Genomic DNA, 17,102 nt, shown 5'->3' on the forward strand with positions numbered 1-17,102 from the left:
CGGGGGACGCCCTCCGGCGGCTGAGCGGACGTTCAGCCCGTCCAAGCATGCGTTATCGCGAGCGCATCGCGGGTGGCGGCCACATCGTGGACCCGCACGGCCCACGCTCCGGCCTGCGCGGCGAGCGCGCTCGTGACAGCCGTTGCGAGATCACGGCGCGACTCCGATACCTCGTCGTCGGTGCCGGTCTCCTGGCGCAGTGTCTCCGCCAGGAAACGCTTGCGCGACGTGCCGATCAGGACCCGGGGCCCGAGCGCGACGATCTCCTCGAGTCCGCGCAGCACGTCCCAGTTCTGCGCCCCGGTCTTCGCGAAGCCGATACCCGGGTCGACGATCACCCGCGACGGGGCGATCCCGGCCACGGCCGCCTCGCCCATGCGCTCGTGGAGTTCACCGGCGACTTCACGGGCGACACGGCGGTACTCGGCGTTCGCGTACATGTCCGCGGAGAAGCCGCGCCAGTGGCCGATGACGAAGTCCGCGCCCGACTCGGCGACGGCCGCACGCATCTCCGGGTCGGCGAGCCCGCCGGAGACGTCGTTCACGATGCGGGCGCCCGCACGCACGGCCGCGGCAGCGGTGGCCGCACTGAGCGTATCGATGCTCACGGGCACACCGGCAGCGGCGAGTCGCTCGATCACGGGGATGACGCGCTGCTGCTCGACGTGCTCACCGACCCGCTCCGCACCCGGCCGGGTGGATTCACCGCCGACGTCCAGCACGGTCGCTCCCTCGGCACGCAGTCGCAAACCGTGCGCGACCGCATGATCGACATCGAGGTAGCGCCCGCCGTCGCTGAAGGAGTCGGGCGTGACGTTGAGGATGCCCCAGATGCCCGTCATCAGCGTGCTGCTCCGGACCCTGCCGCCCCGATCAACGTGATGAGCTCGGTCCGGGCGACGGCGTCCGTGTACTCGCCCCGGGCGGCGATCGTGAGCGTGGAGGTCTCGGTCTGCCGACCGCCCCGCATCGTCACACAGCCGTGGGCGGCGTCGAGCACCACCAGCACGCCGCGGGTGTCGAGGTGTTCGGCGATCGTGTCCGCGATCTGCTCTCCGAGTCGCTCCTGCACTTGAGGGCGCGCGGCGAGGATCTCGACCACGCGAACGAGCGCCCCGAGCCCCACGACCTGCTCCCCCGGAAGATACGCGATGTGGGCGTGCCCGGCGAACGGCAGCAGGTGATGCTCGCAGACCGAGCGGAAGCGGATGTCGCGCAGCAGCACAGCGCCGGAGGGCAGGGTGTCGGGCGCCGGGCCGCGGGAGACGCTGATCGTGCGGGCGAGCGGCTCCGCCGGATCCTCCCCCACCCCGGAGAAGAACTCGGAGTACAACTCCCCCATCCGCGACGGGGTCTGCTTCAATCCCGGTCGATCCGGATCCTCACCGATCGCCTCGAGAAGCTCGCGGGTGAGCCGCTCGACACGCTGTCTGTCGACGGTCACGTCACGCCGTCGCGGGCCGCGGGTGCCCGGCTCCCGCCGAACCCTGCTGCGTGCGCGGGGCACCGGCCGGGGCTTCGACGGATGCCGCGAGCGAGACGTCCTTCTTCGGTACTTCGATCGGAGGACGCTCAGACACCGGACGGCCTTCGCTCGAGAGCCACAACGGGCGCTCCGGAAGCTTCTTGATCTCGGTGAAGATCTCGGCGATCTGGTTGTGGTCGAGGGTCTCCTCCTCGAGCAGGGCCAGAGCGAGCTTGTCGAGGATGTCGCGGTTCGCGCTGAGAACCTCGTAGGCCTCGTTGTGCGCCTGTTCGATGAGCGCGCGGACCTGGGTGTCGACCCGCTCGGCGATCGTCTCGGAGTACTCACGTCCTCGACCCATGTCGCGCCCGGCGAACGGCTCGCCGCCCTCGGTGCCCAGCTTGACCGGACCGAGTTCGGTCGTCATGCCGTATTCGATGACCATCTTGCGAGCGATCGAGGTCGCCTTCTCGATGTCGTTCGAGGCACCGGTGGTCGGATCGTGGAAGACGAGTTCCTCGGCGACGCGGCCGCCCATGGCGTAGGTCAGCTGGTCCTGGAGCTCGTTACGGGTGACGGAGTACTTGTCGTCGAGCGGCAGCACCATCGTGTAGCCGAGAGCCTTGCCGCGGGGCAGGATCGTGATCTTGGTCACCGGGTCGGTGTAGTTCATCGCGGCGGCGGCGAGTGCGTGTCCGCCCTCGTGATACGCGGTGATGAGCTTCTCCTTGTCGCGCATCACCCGGGTGCGGCGCTGCGGACCGGCGATCACACGATCGATGGCCTCGTCGAGGGCGCGGTTGTCGACCAGCTGCGCGTTCGAGCGCGCGGTCAGCAGCGCCGCCTCATTGAGCACGTTGGCGAGGTCGGCACCCGTGAAACCGGGGGTCTTGCGTGCGACGACCTCGAGGTCGACGTTCTTGGAGAGCGGCTTGCCCTTGCTGTGCACCTCGAGGATCTTCTGACGTCCCTTGAGGTCGGGGGCGTCCACGCCGATCTGGCGGTCGAAGCGACCGGGGCGCAGCAGCGCGGGGTCGAGGATGTCCGGACGGTTGGTCGCCGCGATCACGATGACGTTCGCGTTCGGATCGAAGCCGTCCATCTCGACCAGCATCTGGTTGAGGGTCTGCTCGCGCTCATCGTTTCCGCCGCCCATACCGGCGCCGCGGTGACGGCCGACGGCATCGATCTCGTCGATGAAGATGATCGCCGGAGCGTTCTCCTTGGCCTGGCCGAAGAGGTCGCGCACACGCGAGGCTCCGACACCGACGAACATCTCGACGAAGTCCGATCCGGAGATCGAGTAGAAGGGGGCTCCTGCTTCCCCGGCCACCGCACGGGCGAGCAGCGTCTTGCCCGTTCCTGGGGGGCCGTACAGCAGGACGCCCTTCGGGATGCGGGCACCGATCGCCTGGAACTTGGCGGGGTCCTGCAGGAACTCCTTGATCTCGTGGAGTTCCTCGATGGCCTCATCGGCACCCGCGACATCGGCGAAGGTGACGGTCGGGGTCTCCTTGCTCACCAACTTGGCCTTGGACTTGCCGAACTGCATGACCTTGCCGCCGCCGCCCTGCATCGACGACAGGAGCCACCAGAACAGGAGGCCCAGCAGAACGAGCGGGAGGAGGAGGGAGAGGAAGCCGTCGAACCAGGTCGCCCGCGGCACCGCGTCGTTGAAGCCGTCCTTGGGAGCGGCCTCATTGATCGCCGAGACCACCTCGTCGGCGCGAGCGTCGACGTAGTAGAACTGCACGTTCTCGGAGCCTTCGAACGGCTTGGAGAGTGTCATGTCCACACGCTGATCGCCGTCGGTGGTCACCACCTCGGTGACGGTGGTGCCGGAGAGGAGCTTGAGCCCCTCCTGCGTCGTGATCTGCTTGGGCGCACCCAGATTCGAGATCAGCAGGAATCCGCCGAAGAGCAGCACGCCGATCAGCGCGACGTAGATCAGCGGATTCCGGGTGAGCTTCTTCACATCCATGATCGGATCAGCGTATCGCGCGCGCCCTAGGGGGTCGCTGTGCGTTCACCCACGGCGTACCCCGGCAGCACGGCCCGTCGGCGCGCGTGTCAGGAGTACACGTGCGGCGCGAGCACGGCGACGTCGCGCAGGTTGCGGTACCGCTCGTCGTAATCGAGGCCGTACCCGACGACGAAGTCGGTGGGGATGTCGAAGCCGACGTACTTGCAGTCGATGACGACTTTCGCAGCCTCAGGCTTGCGCAGGAGGGCCAGCACCTCGATCGACTCCGCCCCGCGGGAGCCGAAGTTCTCGAGCAGCCAGCTGAGCGTGAGGCCGGAATCGATGATGTCCTCGACGATCAGGACGTGCTTGCCGTTCAGGTCGGTGTCGAGGTCTTTGCGGATCTGCACGACACCGCTCGACTTGGTGCTCGCGCCGTAGCTCGAGACCGCCATCCAATCCATCGGGGCGTGGAACGGCAGTGCCCGCGCGAAATCGGCCATCACCATGACGGCGCCTTTGAGGACGCCGACGAGGACGAGGTCTTTGCCCTCGTAGTCTCGGGCGACCTGCGCCGCCAACTCCTCGAGTTTGGCGAGGATCTCCTCCTCTGTGACGAGGATCTGTGCAAGGTCGTCCTGGATCTCCGCGGCGCGCATGGATCGATTTTAGGCGACGCCACCCCATGCTCCGGTATCCCCCACTACTGTGAGCGGTGACGCGGGCGGACGCCCCTGAGGGAAGGATTCACCATGGCTCTTGACGACATCCTCGCGCAGGTACCGATCGACGACATCGCGGAGAAGCTGGGGGTCTCGCGAGACGAGGCCAAGGTCGCCGTCGAACAGGGTGGCGCCGTGCTCCTGGGCGGCCTCGCGAAGAACGCGGAGACCGACGAGGGCTCGGCAGCGATCCAGAACGCGCTCAAGAAGCACGAGGGCACCGCCGGCGCCTCGAAGGTCGATGACATCGATCAGGCCGACGGCGGCAAGATCGTCGCGCACATCCTCGGCTCGAAGGAGAAGGAGGTCACGAAGGAGCTCACGGAGTCGAAGGCGACTCCCGGCATCGACTTCGGCAAGCTCCTCCCCATCCTGGCGCCGATCGTGATGGGCCTCATCGCCAACGCGAACAAGGACAAGACCGCCAAGACGGACACCGGAGCCGAGAGCTCTGGCGGGATCGGCGACCTCATCGGCGGCCTTCTCGGCGGAGGCGGCAGCAGTGGTTCCGGCGGAGGCGGGCTCGGCGACGTGATCGGCGGACTGCTCGGCGGCGGGAACGGCAGCGGATCGGGCGGCGGCATCGACCTCGGCGGAATCCTGGGCGGTCTCTTCGGCGGGAAGAAGTAGGGCTTCCCCCTCGCTCAGCGACCGGACGCGGTGAAGACGATGCGCCCACCGCGGCGCACGGCCGAGCACTCGGGCAGGTCGATCGGCCCCTGACCGTTCCAGTCGGTCACGAGCCGCGCCACCTCGATGGTCTGCGTCCTCGTGAGGCTGACACCGAACTCGCTGTCGACGACCAGGCGGATGATCCGGTTGCGCAGCGCCGCCGGGTTCGCGGCGAGCGCCGCGACGCTGACGGAGATGCCGGCTTCGGCGTGCTCGACGATGTCTTCGATCGTCTCGTGGATCATCTCGTCGAAGGCTTCCGCGTCTTCCCGCAGCTGTTCTGCGGTGCGCACGAGCGCATCGGCGATGCCCGGGCCGAGTTCCGATTCGAGCACCGGGAGCACGCGCTCACGCACCCGAACCCTGGCGTAGCGCTCGTCACGGTTGTGCGGGTCGTCCCACGGCGTGAGCGCGGAGGCGACGCAGAAGGCCCGGGTCGTCTCCCGCCGGACGCCGAGCAACGGGCGCACCCACCGCACACCGTCTGCGTCTTCGCGGACCGGCGCCATGCCCTGCAGGCTTGTGGCCCCGGATCCGCGGGCGAGACCGAGCAGCACGGTCTCCGCCTGGTCATCGAGGGTGTGCCCGAGCAGGACCGCGGCGGCGCGGACGTCTGCCGCCGCATCCCGCAGCACCCCGTAGCGCGCCTCACGCGCCGCGGCCTCCGGCCCTCCGTCCCCGGAGACGTCGACACGCACGATCAGCGGGTCGAGACCGAGCGCCGCCGCCGCCCGCGCCGCCTGCGAAGCCACCGCGTCCGATCCTCCCTGCAGACCGTGGTCGACGGTGAGCGACGCCGCGCGGAGCCCGAGCTTGGGAGCTTCGAAGGCTGTGGCGGCAGCGAGCGCGAGGGAATCCGCTCCTCCGGAGAGGGCGACGATCACCGTGGACCCCTCGGGCATGTCGGCGAGCGCGGTGCGCACGGCCAGACGGATCTCGGCGATGGCGGGAGACAGGGAAGGCACGGTTCCACGGTAGGGCACGGCCCCGGTCCGTGCGCCGGCGCACCCTCGGGGCTATCCTGACGCCGTGACAGCTCACCCCCGCACACAACAGTTCCGCACCGAACGTTTCAAGGCGTTCGTCGATGCTGTCGTGGCGATCGCGATGACGCTGCTCATCCTGCCGTTGTTGGAGTCCATCTCCGATGCGGCGTCGGAGAGACTGACGACCGCGGAGTTCTTCTCCGAGCACTCGCCTCAGCTGGTGAGCTTCGCGCTGAGCTTCGTCCTCATCGCGACGTTCTGGATGGGACACCACAGTCAATACCGCGATGTGGAGCTGATCACCACGCCGCTCCTGTGGATCAACGTCGCCTGGATGGCGACGATCGTCTGGTTGCCCGTGCCGACCGCGATGCTCGGGCAGCTGGACTCCGACGCCCTCCAGGCCGTGGTCTACATCGGGACGTTGATCATGACGCAGGTCACGACCTTGGCGGGGTGGATGTATCTGCGTCGCCACCCCGACCTCACGACGGCACCGACGGAGGTGCTGAGGGCGGGGATCGTCGGCGACCTCGCCGCGATCATCCTGTTCGCCGTCTCCTTGGTGATCGCCGTGCTCACCGTGCCCAACGGCTATTTCGCCCTGCTCCTCCTCCTGCTGAACGGTCCGCTCTCGCGCCTGCTCAACCGCATCGCACACCGTCGCGGGCGGGGGTCGGACGCCGAGGAGCCGCGGGTAGGCTAGTCCGCGGTATCCAACCGAACTTTTCCTGAGGAGTACACGCATGGGCGCACACGACGCCGTCATCGAGATCCCGCGCGGCAGCCGCGTGAAGTACGAGGTCGACCACGAAACCGGACGAGTGCACCTCGACCGCGTTCTCTACACGACTTTCGGCTACCCGGCCGACTACGGCTACTTCGACAACACGCTGGGTGAGGACGGGGACCCGCTCGACGTGCTCGTGCTGCTCGACCACGCGATCTACCCGGGCGTCGTCGTCGAGGTCCGTCCCGTGGCCGTGCTGAAGATGAGCGACGAGGCCGGCGGAGATGACAAGCTGGTCGCCGTGCTCTCGAAGGATCCTCGCTGGGCGCACATCCAGGACATCGACGACATCGCCGAGTACACGAAGAAGGAGATCTCGCACTTCTTCGAGCACTACAAGGACCTCGAGCCCAACAAGTGGGTCAAGGTCGACGAGTGGGGGAACGCGGCCGAGGCGCAGCGCATCCTCGACGAAGCGATCGTGCGTTTCGGCGAGCAGGGCCACTGATCGCCCGCGCCTTCGACGAGAAGACCCCCGGTTCCGCAACTGCGGTCGGGGGTCTTCTCGTCGAAGATGAGGTGCTGATCAGGCGGAGACGCCGTGTTGGGCGAGGAACTGCACCGGGTTGATGGCGCTGCCATACCGGTAGACCTCGAAGTGCAGGTGGCAGCCGAACGAGCGCCCGGTGTTGCCCGCGTAGGCGATGACCTGACCGGACCTGACCCACTGGCCCGACCGCACGACGATGCCTCCGTCGCGGATGTGCGCGTAGCCGGTGCCGATTCCCCCGCCGTGCTGGATGCGGATGTAGTTTCCGTAGCCGCCGTTGTAGCCCGCGTAGTCGACAGTGCCGGACTGGGCGGCATAGATCGCAGCGCCGCAGCCGTTCGCGAAGTCCGTGCCGTAGTGGAAACTCGAGGAGCAGCCCTGCGGGCCGCACTGCTGCGAACGGGGTCCGTAGCCGGAGCTCTTGCCGCCGCCGTGAGGACGGCACCAGCCACCGCTGCCCTGAGAGCCGCCGCCGCCGCTGTTGCCGCCGGCGTTGGCCGCAGCTTCCGCAGCTTCGCGCTCTCTGCGCTTCTTCTCCTCGGCCGCGACACCGGCCTTGTAGCCCGCGACCGTCTTGGTCGTCGCGTCCTTGAGAGCGGCGAGCTGCGCCTGCATGGTGGCGAGGTTCGCGGACTGCTCGTCGAGCGCAGCCTGAGCGGCGTCGGCTGCCTGCTGAGCGACGACCATCTTCTCTTCGGCGATCTTCTGCAGGCGGTCGCGCTCATCACGAGCGACCACCGCCTGGTCGCTCATGGACTGCGCGGAGTTCCGGGCGGCGACCGCATCGTCGTACACCGACTGGTTGTACTCGAACAGCTTGTCCATCGTGCCGAGGCGCGCGAGCAGCTCGTCGGCATTGTCGGCGGATCCGGTGAAGAGCAGCTCGAGAGAGGTGTCATCGCCACCGTTGCGATACAGCTGCGCGGCGACCTGGCCCGCCTTCTTCGCGGACGCGTCGGCCTTCGCGGACTGCTCGTCGGCCTTGGCCTGCAGAGAGTCGGCCTCGGTGGACGCGGCGAAGAACTTCTGCTGCGCCTCGTAGAACTCGTCCGCGGCGACCTTCGCGGCCGCCTGGGTCTCGGCGACCTTCTGGGTCAGGGACTGGATGAGGCCCTCGATGCGGGTGACCTCGGCGGCCTTGGCGGCCTCGCTCTGCTTCGCCCGCTGCACATCGTCCCAACTCGGGTACGTCGCGGCGTAGGCGGCGGTCACACCCTGGGAGATGCCGAAGGCGCTGAGCGCGACGACGCTGAGCACGCCGAGGCCGAGAGCGCCTCGGCGGCTGAGGCCGTCTTTGCCGAACGCTCGGCGCTCGGCAGGACTGGGCGCGCAGCCGCAATCATCTGAAGCCGCGGCAACCGCAGCATCCAGAGTTGTCTGGTCGTCGTTCACGCGGCCCCTTCCGCCGGTTTCACAAATGCCACACTAACAACAACTTTCACATCCGCACCAGGGCCGATCCGACGACGGTCATCGCACGCCTGACCCTCCCATCGTCCTCCTGAAACACGCCCGGGGGTAGCCGCCTCGCCCTCGATTCGCGATTTGCCCGGATCATCCCTTATGCTTGAGCGTCGGCAAGGAAGTCCTCCGGGACTGACTCGGCCCCATCGTTTAGCGGCCTAGGACGCCGCCCTTTCACGGCGGTAGCACGGGTTCGAATCCCGTTGGGGTCACACCTTCCGATACAATTGAAAACAAGTATGGCCCTGTAGCGCAGTTGGTTAGCGTGCCGCCCTGTCACGGCGGAGGTCGCGGGTTCAAGTCCCGTCAGGGTCGCTCCGTGCGATGAGCTCTTTCTTCGGAGAGGGCTCTTCGTCTAGGACGCGACAGGTTCGCCGGTCGCGCGGCTCTGTAGCTCAGTTGGTAGAGCGTTCGACTGAAAATCGAAAGGTCACCGGATCGATGCCGGTCGGAGCCACACGAGTGATCGTTACAATCACTCCAGAAACCCTCGCCTAGCTTCTACATGGCGGGGGTTTTGCTTTGCCCTGGCGAGAAGCGGGTTCCCGCGGCCCAGTAGGCTTCGGTCATCATGGATGACGAGAGGTCGGCGCGGGGTCCCGGAGCGGGCGTCCGCCGGATCGAACTCACGATGCGGCGCCCCCGTTTCGCGCTCTACGCAGGAGTCAGGCCCACGCTCGTCATCGGCGAACGCGGTCAGCCGACGCAGTGGGGTCCCGGCACCTGGCAGATCCCCACCGATGGTCCCGTCGTCATCGAAGTGTTCCTCTTCAACCGCCTCTGGCGCTTCGGTCGCGCGGAAGCCTCCCTCACTCCCGAGGATGACGCGAACTGGGAATACCGAGCCCCGGCGCTTCCCTTCCTCCGCGGTCGTCTCCGTCCCGCGTGACTCGACTCGAATCAGCTCTGCGGAAACTGCACGCTAGAGGGCGTCCAGGGCCTTCCGCGCGAGCTCTGCTGCCTCCGCGGCGTCATCCACCCGCTCTGCGGCAGTCGCCCGGCGCTCCTGCACCTCCGGGATGTCCCGTTCGACGTGGCTCGCCGCCACGCGGGTCCGGGTGAGTTCCGCCTCGAGCTCTTCCGCTTTCTCGGCCAGCTCGGCCGCCCGGTCTCGGAGTCCCTGCAGCTCCCTCTCCTGCTTCGCGAGCTCCCGTTCCGCGGCCGTCTGGTCCTTCTCGGCCGCGGCGAGGCGACGTTCGGCTTCTCTCCGCGCGCGCCGCTCCTGCAACTCGTCGGTCGGCCGCTGCGGGGCGGCTTCCCGCGAATCGATGTCGCCGGCCACAGCGTCCCGGATGTCGGTGGCCGACGCCGTGGGTTCGAGCGCCCGCAACAGCCGCCCGGAGGCGACCGCGCTCGCAGCCAGGGGATCGAAGAACGCCGCCGAGATGCTGCGCTCGACGGCTTCCTGCGTCGCGGGTGTGATGCGTTCGCCGCGAGAACCCGCGATCTCGGCCGCCGTCTCCGCGAGCCGGCGCGTGAGGGCGCGACGTTCTCTGCCGAGCTTCGCCAGCGCAGGCGCATCCAGTTCGTCTTGCGCCTCACGAAGCTCGGCCGCCAGCCGCAGCGCCTCCCCCAGCTGGCCGGCCCGCTCCCGCGCGAACACATTCACGACCCAGGCCGCGATCGAGGGCTTGCGGAGTGCGAGGATGCGGGACGCGAGTTCCGCGTCATCGACCTCGGAGGCCCGGTCCTTCCGCGACGCGACGAAGGCTTCCGGGGAGCCCGCGTACAGAGCGGCCGCGATCTCCTCGAAGGTGGGGTCGACCATGCACCCACGATACGCCGCACACCTTCTCCAGCGTCGGTTCGCGGCTCGACCTGGACTACTCGATTGCCAGTTGGTCGGCCCAGTCCGCACTGATCAACGATCTGGTGCCGACATTGCCGTTGCCGAGTCCCGGGTAGAAGTAGAGCTGACCGGCGGGGGTGCGAGCGACCAGATCTGCGAGCCCATCGCCGTTGTAGTCGACGCCTCCGGTCAGGGCGGTGAACTCCACCCACCCCGAGCCCACCGCACGCGGCGTACCGAACCTCCCCGGCGACCCAGGATAGAAGTAGAGCGTTCCCAGACCGTCGACCGCCATCAGATCGCCACTCCCGTCGTTGTCGAAGTCGCCGCCGACGAGGAAGTGGTAGGACTGCCATCCGCCACCGACCGTGATGTGCGGGGAACCGAACCTTCCGAATCCGTTGCCACGGTAGATGGTCAGGATGCCGGACGCGGAGACACCGAGGACATCCTGCTTCCCGTCACCCGTGTAGTCGGCTCCGGAGACCACATGCAGCATGCTGTACCAGCCGTTGCCCACGGAGACGGCTGAAGCGAATCCGCCGGTGCCGTTGCCCGCATAGAACTCGAGGGCGGCATCGGACCGCGCCACGAGGATGTCGGCCTTGCCATCACTATTGAAGTCAGTATGGGTGAGATGCCTGCGGGTATCGCCCCACCCCGCGAACAGGGTCGTCCCCGACGAGAAGCGCCCCGCGCCCGTGCCCGGCCGGAGACGGAGGGCACCGTTTCCGGCGATCTCCAGCAGGTCGGCGTTCCTGTCGCCCGTGTAGTCAGCCGACGCGACACCTGGCGCCTGTCCGTCTCCGAGGCCCGGGAAGTACAGGGGAAGCGAGGCGCCGCGCACGACGTTCGAGAGGCAGACGAACCCGTTGTTGACCGCGGTGTACACCGCACCTCTGAGCCGCACCTCGAAGTGCAGGTGGTAGGCCGGGGAGTTACCCGTGTTGCCGACGATGCCGATCTTCTGGCCGCGGACCACCCGGGTGCCCGGGGCGTACATCCCCGGCGAGGCCATGTGCGCATACCTCGTGACGTAGCCGCCTGGATGCTCGACGTCGGTGTAGTTGCCGTAGCCGCTGTTCGCGGTGCGCGACTTGATGACACCGTCGTAGGACGCGACGATGGGCGTGCCGCCGGCCCCGGAGATGTCGATGCCGTCGTGGGCGCGGTAGTTGCCCCGACAGCCGTCGCCGACCTTCGACTGGATGTTGCCCGATGCCGGATAGACCATCTGGGGAACACTCGCCGCGGTAGCCGACGTGCTCGAAGACAGCGATGGCGCAGATGCGCCGATCACGAGTGCGAGCACGGTCGCGATCCCGATGCGACCGAGACGCACGCGGGATGCTCGCTTCATCTCGACGTTCTCTCTTGTTCGGCGGCCCCAGGGACGTGATGCCCTCCGCCGTCACCGTACCAGTGCGGCGGAGGTCTCCCGCGAGCGCCACCGAGGAACCGATGGATCCACTGCCACCGGCGCCGTCCTGATCAGACCAGGTCGTACTCCCCGCCGTAGGGTGTCCCGCCGTCGCCGTCGTCGTGCCCACCCTCATCGGCCGTCGAGGTCGAGATCACGACCTGTGTGGTGGAGCTGATCAGGACGCTCACCGACCGCTCCCCCGCGACGTCGAACTCGACGAATCCGCCGCCCGAGCGCATGGCCTCTTCGATCCTCCGTCTGAGGTCTGCGACATCCTGGCCCTCCGCCAGGAAGTACTCCGCCTCGTTGAGCGCGATCCGCGTGCGCATGATCGTGTACATCTCGCCTCCGGTCGTCGTCATCTTCTTCCGGTTCGCTGCTGACGCTATGCGACTCGGCTCTTCGTCGAAACGGGGTTGCGCCGCGGGCCGGGAGGAGGCAGGGGGTCACGGATGTGCCGTCGGCCGGAGCTGTGCCCTCCCTCCGAGACCGGCAAAACAGGCTCACAACTTCGCGCCGTCGCAACTAGGCTGGGAGGAGCGCCTCGCCGTCCGGACCTTCCCGGTCATGGCGGCGTGAGCCCAGACGACCTCCTCCTCCGGTCGCACGGTCCCGCACTCCGGGATGGAGCCGCAGCCCGCCGTGTGTCCACGCCAGAAAGGCACGAACCTCATGAGCGATTCTCCCGGAAACGCCGGCCGCGACGACGAGCGCTCGCCGGACTTCTTCGACCAGCTGATCGAGACCACGCCGCGCGACCAGCAGGGCGCCTTCACGGTCGGCTTCCGCGGCTACGACAAGGCCGAGGTCGACTCTGCGCTCGCGGCCCTCCGCAATCAGCTCAAGCAGGCTGCCGCCGATGTCGCCGAGGCACAGGCCCGCGAGGAAGAGGCCGTCGAGACGGTCCGGGAAGAGGAGCGCAAGGCCCGCGAAGCCCTCGAGAGCGAGTTGGCGGCCGCGAACGCCAAGGCCTCCGACGCCGAGCAGCAGGTCGCCACGCTCACCTCCGAGCTCGTCGACACCCCGCAGCCCGACGGCGAAGAGGCCCCGTCGCGTCAGCAGTTCGAGGCGATCCTCCGCGTCGCCGAGGAGCAGGCGAACGTCCTCATCCAGAACGCGGCTGTGCAGGCCGACCGCCTGATGACCTCTGCCCGTGAGGAAGTGACCGCGCAGCGCGCCGAGGCCGAAGCCGACGCTGAGCGCATCAAGGACCAGGCGCAGCGCGACGCAGACCAGGTGCGCTTGAAGATGGACACCGAGTACACGGCGCACGAGGCCCGCATCGAACGCGAAGCCGCACATGCTGCGGAGAAGGTGAACCAGGCCGCACAGGAGGCGACGGCGATCCGCACCGAGGCGGAGAAGGGCGCCGCCGCGTTGCGTTCCCTCGTCACGCGCGAGACGACCCAGCTGCGTGCCGACGCCGAGCGCGACGTCCGCGACATGAACGCCCGAGTGCTGGAGTTCGAGGAGACCCTCACCCGTCGGCAGGACGACGCGCAGCAGGAGTTCCTCGTTCTGCACAACCAGGCCGTGGCGCACGCCGAGCGCATCACCAACGACGCCAACGAGCAGGTCTCGGCGTCGCTCGAACACGCTCAGCGCATCTCGGCGCGGGCGGAGGACTACGAGCGCCTGACCCGTTCACAGGCGCAGGCCATCGAAGCCGACGCACAGGTCCGTGCTCGCGAGACGCTCGAACGCGCTCGCGCGAAGGCGCAGAAGATCGTCGACTCGGTCACCGGTCACACGACGGCAGTGCTGCACGATGCGGAGGACCGCACGCGTCAGTTGCGCTGGCAGCAGCAGCAGCTTTCGAGCTTCATGGCCGAGGTGCGCGAGCTGATCCGTCCTGACGGCATCTTCTCCGACGACGCGCTGCCGACGGAGATCACCGGAGCGGACGCTCCCGGCGCAGCCCCCGCAGAGGCCGTCGCGGACGAGGCCCCGGAAGAGACCTTCCTCGGCGATGAGGTCCTCGAGGACGAGCTCGACGACGACAGCCCGCTCGAGAAGATCACGATCGACGTGGTGGAGACGAAGAAGAAGTCCTCCAAGTAGTCACGCAGACGAGAGAGGCGCGAGCAGGGATCCCTGCTCGCGCCTCTCTCGTTCCCGGACTGATCAGCGCCCGGATGTGTGTGCGGGCTAGGCCCGACCGAACTGCGCCACCGCAGGGCAGTCGAACGGGTCGGCACCGGCCGCGAGGCCGACCCGGTTGAGGTACTCGATCACGATCAGGTACGAGCGTCCGAGGCTGGTCTCCGTGTACGGCACGTTGTTCGCGGCACAGTAGTCGCGCACGATCTCCCGCGCCTTCGCCAGATGCGGTCGCGGCATGCTCGGGAAGAGGTGGTGCTCCACCTGGTAGTTGAGTCCGCCCATGAGCCAGGTCGTCCACCAGCCCCCGCTGATGTTGCGGGAGGTGCGGACCTGCTTGGTGAAGAAGTCGAGACGGGCGGCGGGATCGACGATCGGCATGCCCTTGTGGTTCGGCGCGAAGGCGGCCCCCATGTAGACACCGAACACCGCGAACTGCACGCCCATGAACGCGAACGCCATCCCGAGCGGGAGCATCATGAACACGGGCACGAGGATCAGGGCGAACCGCAGTGCGATGATGCTCAGCTCGGTCCAGCGTCCCTTGACGTTCTTGGTCGTCAGGAGGTACTTCAGTCCGAGGAAGTGGAGGTTCAGTCCCTCGAGCGTGAGAAGAGGGAAGAAGAGCCACCCCTGCTTGCGGGTGATCAGCTTGATCAAGCCCTTCGCCCTCGCCGCGTCCTCCTCGAGGAACGAGATGGTGTCGACCTCGATGTCGGGGTCCTTGCCGACCTGGTTCGGGTTGCCGTGGTGTTTGGTGTGCTTCGAGTCCCACCACGAGTAGCTCATGCCGATGCTGGCGATCACGATGCGTGCGAGCTTGAAGTTCGCGGGACCCGTTGTGAGGATCTGGCGGTGCGCGGCCTCGTGTCCGAGGAACGCGATCTGGGTGAGGACGATGCCGAGGCCCGCCGCGATGAGCAGTTGGAACCAGCTGTCGCCGAGCAGGATGAAGCCGGTGATGAGGCCGCCGAGAGCGACGGCGATGCCGACGGACACCAAGACGTAGAACCACTGCGTCCGGCCGAGCAGCCCGGTCTCCTTGACCACCTGCGACACCTGCTTGTACGCCTTGGCCATCGGCGGGAAATCCGCATTGCCGGAGTACGTCTGACGAATCGGGCCCAGCGTTGCCGCGGTCGGTTCGATCTGTGTGATGGAGATGATCTTCTCCTGACGTTCGGAGCCCTTGAGCTGTGAAAGCCCAAGGCAGCCGCCCAACGCTTACCTCACAGTAGCCCCCACCGCATACGCGTCAGGGAATACATCGGAACCTCACGACGAGCGCCCAGGGACGCTCGGGTCCGGCGCTCCGCCGCTCGGTCAGGCGCGGGCGCGGCGAGCGCGGCGCCGCCAGGCTCGCGGGAGGAAGGCAGGACCCTGTGGGGTCGGCTCGTGTGCGTCTTCGAGCGCACGGAAGGCCTCGTCGAGCGAGCCGAATGCGCCGAGCTCGGCGCCGTGGTTGTCGCGCACGAGATGGGCGCTGCCATCGAACTCGACGAAACCGGCGAATTCGCCGGCACGGGTCGCGACGTGGACGTCATCGTCAGCCTGCTTCCAGGTCAACGGATCGGATGGAGGAAAAGTGGTCGTGCTCATGGTCATGCTCATTGCTGTGTGGCGGACACGCGTGGCGCTCCGCAAGATGTGAGATCGAGGGCGGATTCCGCACGCATCGATGTGCGCGGTCCGTGATGGCCCTGATCAGTGGCGACGTGGCGGCCGAGAGGGGCGATGCACACACGTTGCATGATCAGCATAGCAGACCGTTGCATCGCGCTGTGGCGCGCTGGATCAGCGCCGCGGCTCGCGCTAGACCTCGTTGCCGTCTGCCGATGCCACCGGCGGCCGAAGGACCAGCACCACGACGACGCCGACGAGGATCAGAGCCGTCAAGGTCACGGGGATCGGAAGCACCGGGTCCAGCAGCACGAGAAGAGCAGCGATCGGGACGACGGTGTTCACCACGCGGTCGGCGTTCTCCCGGATCGCAATCCACCAGATGCCGAGCAGGAAGATCGCGATCGGGATGGTGACGGTGAAGGAGGCCGCGACGTTGGACAGATGGCTCTCCCCCGTCAACACGTCGAGTTCGACCTCGATCCCGGCCGAGAAGGCGGCGGCCGCTGCGAACACGAAGTAGTGCGTGTAGCCGTATCGCAGTGAGCGCTGGAAGCTGGTGATGGCCCGGTGGTGCGGTGGCCAGAAGTAGATCCACCACAGTGACGCCGTGACGACGAGCGTGAGCACCGAGATCGCGATCAGCGGACCGAGGCTCTCGACCTCCTCGATCGCTTCGATGATGGCGTTCGCGGACGCGAGCAGGCTCTCCCCCAACACGATCAGGGTGAAGAGGCCGTAGCGCTCCGTGATGTGGTGAGGATGCCAGGGCGTCTGCTTCCGGTACTCGGCGAACACCGGGATGCCGATCTCGATGAGGGCGAAGACGACGAACGCGGCGATCTGCCAGGGCCCGCTCGGAATCACGAGGAAGAGGATCCACAGCACCTGGACCGCGGCGATGCCGAACGCGTATCGCCGTGTCGCCGAACGCAAGGGACCGGCCGAGCGTGATGCCCGCAGCCACTGCGCCACCATCGCGATGCGCATGACGACGTATCCGAGGACCGTGATCGTGAAGTCACCGTCGGTGAACGCCCGTGGGATACCCGCCGCCACCACGAGGACACCACCCATCTGAACGAACGTCGTCACGCGATAGAGCCAGTCGTCGGTGTCGAAGGACGTCGCGAACCACGTGAAGTTCATCCAGGCCCACCAGATCGCGAAGAACAACATCGCGTACGAAGTGATGCCGTGCAGGAAGTCGCCATGGCTCAGCGCGTGGTGCAGCTGCGCGGATGCGATACTCACCGCGACGACGAACACGAGGTCGAAGAACAGCTCGAGCGTGCTGGCGGTGCGGTGCGGCTGGGCAGGATCGCGCGGCAGCATCGGGCGGAGGTGGAAGCGCGCAGTGGTCGGGTTCGCGGTCACGGCGACAGGATAGCGCCAGGTCTCATCCCCGCGGCGACACAGGTTCGTCCATTCGGGAGAATTACCTTTCGGTCGCCCGCATGTTCCGCTACAGTGTTGAAGGTCTGCAGTGCCTGCTGTCAGCGAACGCCGTGTGGGACGGCGAAAACGCACTCCGTGATGTGGGAATCACAGAGAGTTTCAGCAGGACCCGAGGGGTCGGGACGCAGACGATGCCGTGAACGTGGGGTTCATGGTCTGG

17 protein-coding genes and 3 tRNA genes are annotated in these 17,102 nt (G+C 67.4%); 8 read left to right on the top strand and 12 right to left on the bottom strand.

All coding sequences use genetic code 11. The annotated features are described in order from the left end of the window. Nucleotides 1-32: 32 nt before the first annotated feature. From folP to hpt, 4 genes are all read right to left on the bottom strand, one after another. The gene (gene folP, locus L978_RS05915) at nt 33-842 is read right to left on the bottom strand and encodes a dihydropteroate synthase (protein WP_047521287.1); all 810 of its coding nucleotides are present in this window, start codon (nt 840-842) and stop codon (nt 33-35) included. Continuing rightward, the gene (gene folE / locus L978_RS05920; protein WP_047521289.1) at nt 842-1,444 is read right to left on the bottom strand and encodes a GTP cyclohydrolase I; all 603 of its coding nucleotides are present in this window, start codon (nt 1,442-1,444) and stop codon (nt 842-844) included. The genes folP and folE overlap by 1 nt, the downstream gene beginning before the upstream one ends. 1 nt (nt 1,445) lies before the next feature. Next, entirely contained in the window at nt 1,446-3,446 is a 2,001-nt protein-coding gene (gene ftsH / locus L978_RS05925) for an ATP-dependent zinc metalloprotease FtsH (RefSeq protein WP_047521291.1), read from the bottom strand. A gap of 89 nt (nt 3,447-3,535) precedes the next feature. Further along, nucleotides 3,536-4,087, bottom strand: a complete 552-nt coding sequence (hpt, locus tag L978_RS05930; protein WP_047521293.1) for a hypoxanthine phosphoribosyltransferase — start codon at nt 4,085-4,087, stop codon at nt 3,536-3,538. 93 nt (nt 4,088-4,180) lie between these two features. Between hpt and L978_RS05935 the strand changes: the two genes are divergently transcribed. Continuing rightward, the gene (locus tag L978_RS05935; protein ID WP_047521295.1) at nt 4,181-4,780 is read left to right on the top strand and encodes a DUF937 domain-containing protein; all 600 of its coding nucleotides are present in this window, start codon (nt 4,181-4,183) and stop codon (nt 4,778-4,780) included. Between the two features lie 14 nt (nt 4,781-4,794). Here L978_RS05935 and tilS read toward each other — a convergent pair whose 3' ends face one another. Continuing rightward, nucleotides 4,795-5,787, bottom strand: a complete 993-nt coding sequence (gene tilS / locus L978_RS05940) for a tRNA lysidine(34) synthetase TilS (protein ID WP_047521296.1) — start codon at nt 5,785-5,787, stop codon at nt 4,795-4,797. Nucleotides 5,788-5,851: 64 nt separating this feature from the next. Between tilS and L978_RS05945 the strand changes: the two genes are divergently transcribed. Further along, entirely contained in the window at nt 5,852-6,514 is a 663-nt protein-coding gene (locus L978_RS05945; protein ID WP_047521298.1) for a TMEM175 family protein, read from the top strand. A 40-nt stretch (nt 6,515-6,554) separates the two neighbouring features. Further along, complete coding sequence (locus tag L978_RS05950) at nt 6,555-7,046, top strand: inorganic diphosphatase (RefSeq protein ID WP_021198726.1); 492 nt, start codon at nt 6,555-6,557, stop codon at nt 7,044-7,046. A gap of 78 nt (nt 7,047-7,124) precedes the next feature. On the opposite strand, the gene L978_RS05955 is transcribed toward L978_RS05950, so the two are convergent. Further along, complete coding sequence (locus tag L978_RS05955; RefSeq protein ID WP_052193370.1) at nt 7,125-8,480, bottom strand: M23 family metallopeptidase; 1,356 nt, start codon at nt 8,478-8,480, stop codon at nt 7,125-7,127. A gap of 211 nt (nt 8,481-8,691) precedes the next feature. On the opposite strand from L978_RS05955, the gene L978_RS05960 reads away from it, so the two are divergent. The 4 genes from L978_RS05960 to L978_RS05975 all read left to right on the top strand — a co-directional run bounded on the left by L978_RS05960 (nt 8,692) and on the right by L978_RS05975 (nt 9,441). Beyond that, nucleotides 8,692-8,764 (top strand) — tRNA-Glu (locus L978_RS05960). A gap of 29 nt (nt 8,765-8,793) precedes the next feature. After that, a tRNA-Asp gene (locus tag L978_RS05965) sits at nt 8,794-8,867 on the top strand. Between the two features lie 69 nt (nt 8,868-8,936). Next, nucleotides 8,937-9,009: transfer RNA gene (locus tag L978_RS05970), tRNA-Phe, on the top strand. A 114-nt stretch (nt 9,010-9,123) separates the two neighbouring features. Then, a complete protein-coding gene (locus L978_RS05975; RefSeq protein ID WP_052193371.1) occupies nt 9,124-9,441 on the top strand; it encodes a hypothetical protein in 318 nt (105 codons plus the stop codon). Between the two features lie 33 nt (nt 9,442-9,474). On the opposite strand, the gene L978_RS05980 is transcribed toward L978_RS05975, so the two are convergent. The 3 genes from L978_RS05980 to L978_RS05990 form a co-directional block, all read right to left on the bottom strand. After that, a complete protein-coding gene (locus L978_RS05980) occupies nt 9,475-10,320 on the bottom strand; it encodes a hypothetical protein (protein WP_047521301.1) in 846 nt (281 codons plus the stop codon). A 55-nt stretch (nt 10,321-10,375) separates the two neighbouring features. Then, nucleotides 10,376-11,701, bottom strand: coding sequence for a peptidoglycan DD-metalloendopeptidase family protein (locus L978_RS05985; protein ID WP_047521303.1), 1,326 nt, complete (start codon nt 11,699-11,701; stop codon nt 10,376-10,378). 131 nt (nt 11,702-11,832) lie between these two features. After that, on the bottom strand, nt 11,833-12,126 hold the full coding sequence (locus tag L978_RS05990; RefSeq protein ID WP_231554993.1) for a hypothetical protein: 294 nt from the start codon (nt 12,124-12,126) through the stop codon (nt 11,833-11,835). A gap of 310 nt (nt 12,127-12,436) precedes the next feature. Here L978_RS05990 and L978_RS05995 point away from each other — a divergent pair, with 310 nt between their 5' ends. Continuing rightward, nucleotides 12,437-13,825 (top strand): hypothetical protein, encoded by a 1,389-nt coding sequence (locus L978_RS05995; protein ID WP_047521305.1) that lies wholly within the window; start codon nt 12,437-12,439, stop codon nt 13,823-13,825. A gap of 87 nt (nt 13,826-13,912) precedes the next feature. Here the strand turns inward: L978_RS05995 and L978_RS06000 are convergent, their stop codons facing one another. The 3 genes from L978_RS06000 to L978_RS06010 all read right to left on the bottom strand — a co-directional run bounded on the left by L978_RS06000 (nt 13,913) and on the right by L978_RS06010 (nt 16,819). Next, nucleotides 13,913-15,085: a fatty acid desaturase family protein gene (locus L978_RS06000; protein ID WP_197055618.1), complete on the bottom strand. Its 1,173-nt coding sequence runs from the start codon at nt 15,083-15,085 to the stop codon at nt 13,913-13,915. Between the two features lie 102 nt (nt 15,086-15,187). Further along, nucleotides 15,188-15,463, bottom strand: a complete 276-nt coding sequence (locus L978_RS06005; protein ID WP_134352921.1) for a hypothetical protein — start codon at nt 15,461-15,463, stop codon at nt 15,188-15,190. Nucleotides 15,464-15,676: 213 nt separating this feature from the next. After that, entirely contained in the window at nt 15,677-16,819 is a 1,143-nt protein-coding gene (locus L978_RS06010; RefSeq protein WP_047521374.1) for a low temperature requirement protein A, read from the bottom strand. Nucleotides 16,820-17,102 lie beyond the last annotated feature (283 nt).

Origin of the sequence: Microbacterium sp. ZOR0019 (assembly GCF_000800925.1) — a bacterium.
Lineage (GTDB): Bacteria > Actinomycetota > Actinomycetes > Actinomycetales > Microbacteriaceae > Microbacterium > Microbacterium aurugineum.

What these genes read in the sequence shown, in the direction of transcription:
- hpt (WP_047521293.1), bottom strand. Translation starts at nt 4,087, where the DNA reads ATGCGCGCCGCGGAGATCCAGGACGACCTTGCACAGATCCTCGTCACA.
- L978_RS05935 (WP_047521295.1), top strand. Translation starts at nt 4,181, where the DNA reads ATGGCTCTTGACGACATCCTCGCGCAGGTACCGATCGACGACATCGCG.
- ftsH (WP_047521291.1), bottom strand. Translation starts at nt 3,446, where the DNA reads ATGGATGTGAAGAAGCTCACCCGGAATCCGCTGATCTACGTCGCGCTG.
- L978_RS06005 (WP_134352921.1), bottom strand. Translation starts at nt 15,463, where the DNA reads ATGAGCACGACCACTTTTCCTCCATCCGATCCGTTGACCTGGAAGCAG.
- L978_RS05975 (WP_052193371.1), top strand. Translation starts at nt 9,124, where the DNA reads ATGGATGACGAGAGGTCGGCGCGGGGTCCCGGAGCGGGCGTCCGCCGG.
- L978_RS05950 (WP_021198726.1), top strand. Translation starts at nt 6,555, where the DNA reads ATGGGCGCACACGACGCCGTCATCGAGATCCCGCGCGGCAGCCGCGTG.
- L978_RS05985 (WP_047521303.1), bottom strand. Translation starts at nt 11,701, where the DNA reads ATGAAGCGAGCATCCCGCGTGCGTCTCGGTCGCATCGGGATCGCGACC.
- L978_RS05995 (WP_047521305.1), top strand. Translation starts at nt 12,437, where the DNA reads ATGAGCGATTCTCCCGGAAACGCCGGCCGCGACGACGAGCGCTCGCCG.
- L978_RS05980 (WP_047521301.1), bottom strand. Translation starts at nt 10,320, where the DNA reads ATGGTCGACCCCACCTTCGAGGAGATCGCGGCCGCTCTGTACGCGGGC.
- L978_RS05990 (WP_231554993.1), bottom strand. Translation starts at nt 12,126, where the DNA reads ATGACGACGACCGGAGGCGAGATGTACACGATCATGCGCACGCGGATC.
- L978_RS06010 (WP_047521374.1), bottom strand. Translation starts at nt 16,819, where the DNA reads ATGCTGCCGCGCGATCCTGCCCAGCCGCACCGCACCGCCAGCACGCTC.
- folP (WP_047521287.1), bottom strand. Translation starts at nt 842, where the DNA reads ATGACGGGCATCTGGGGCATCCTCAACGTCACGCCCGACTCCTTCAGC.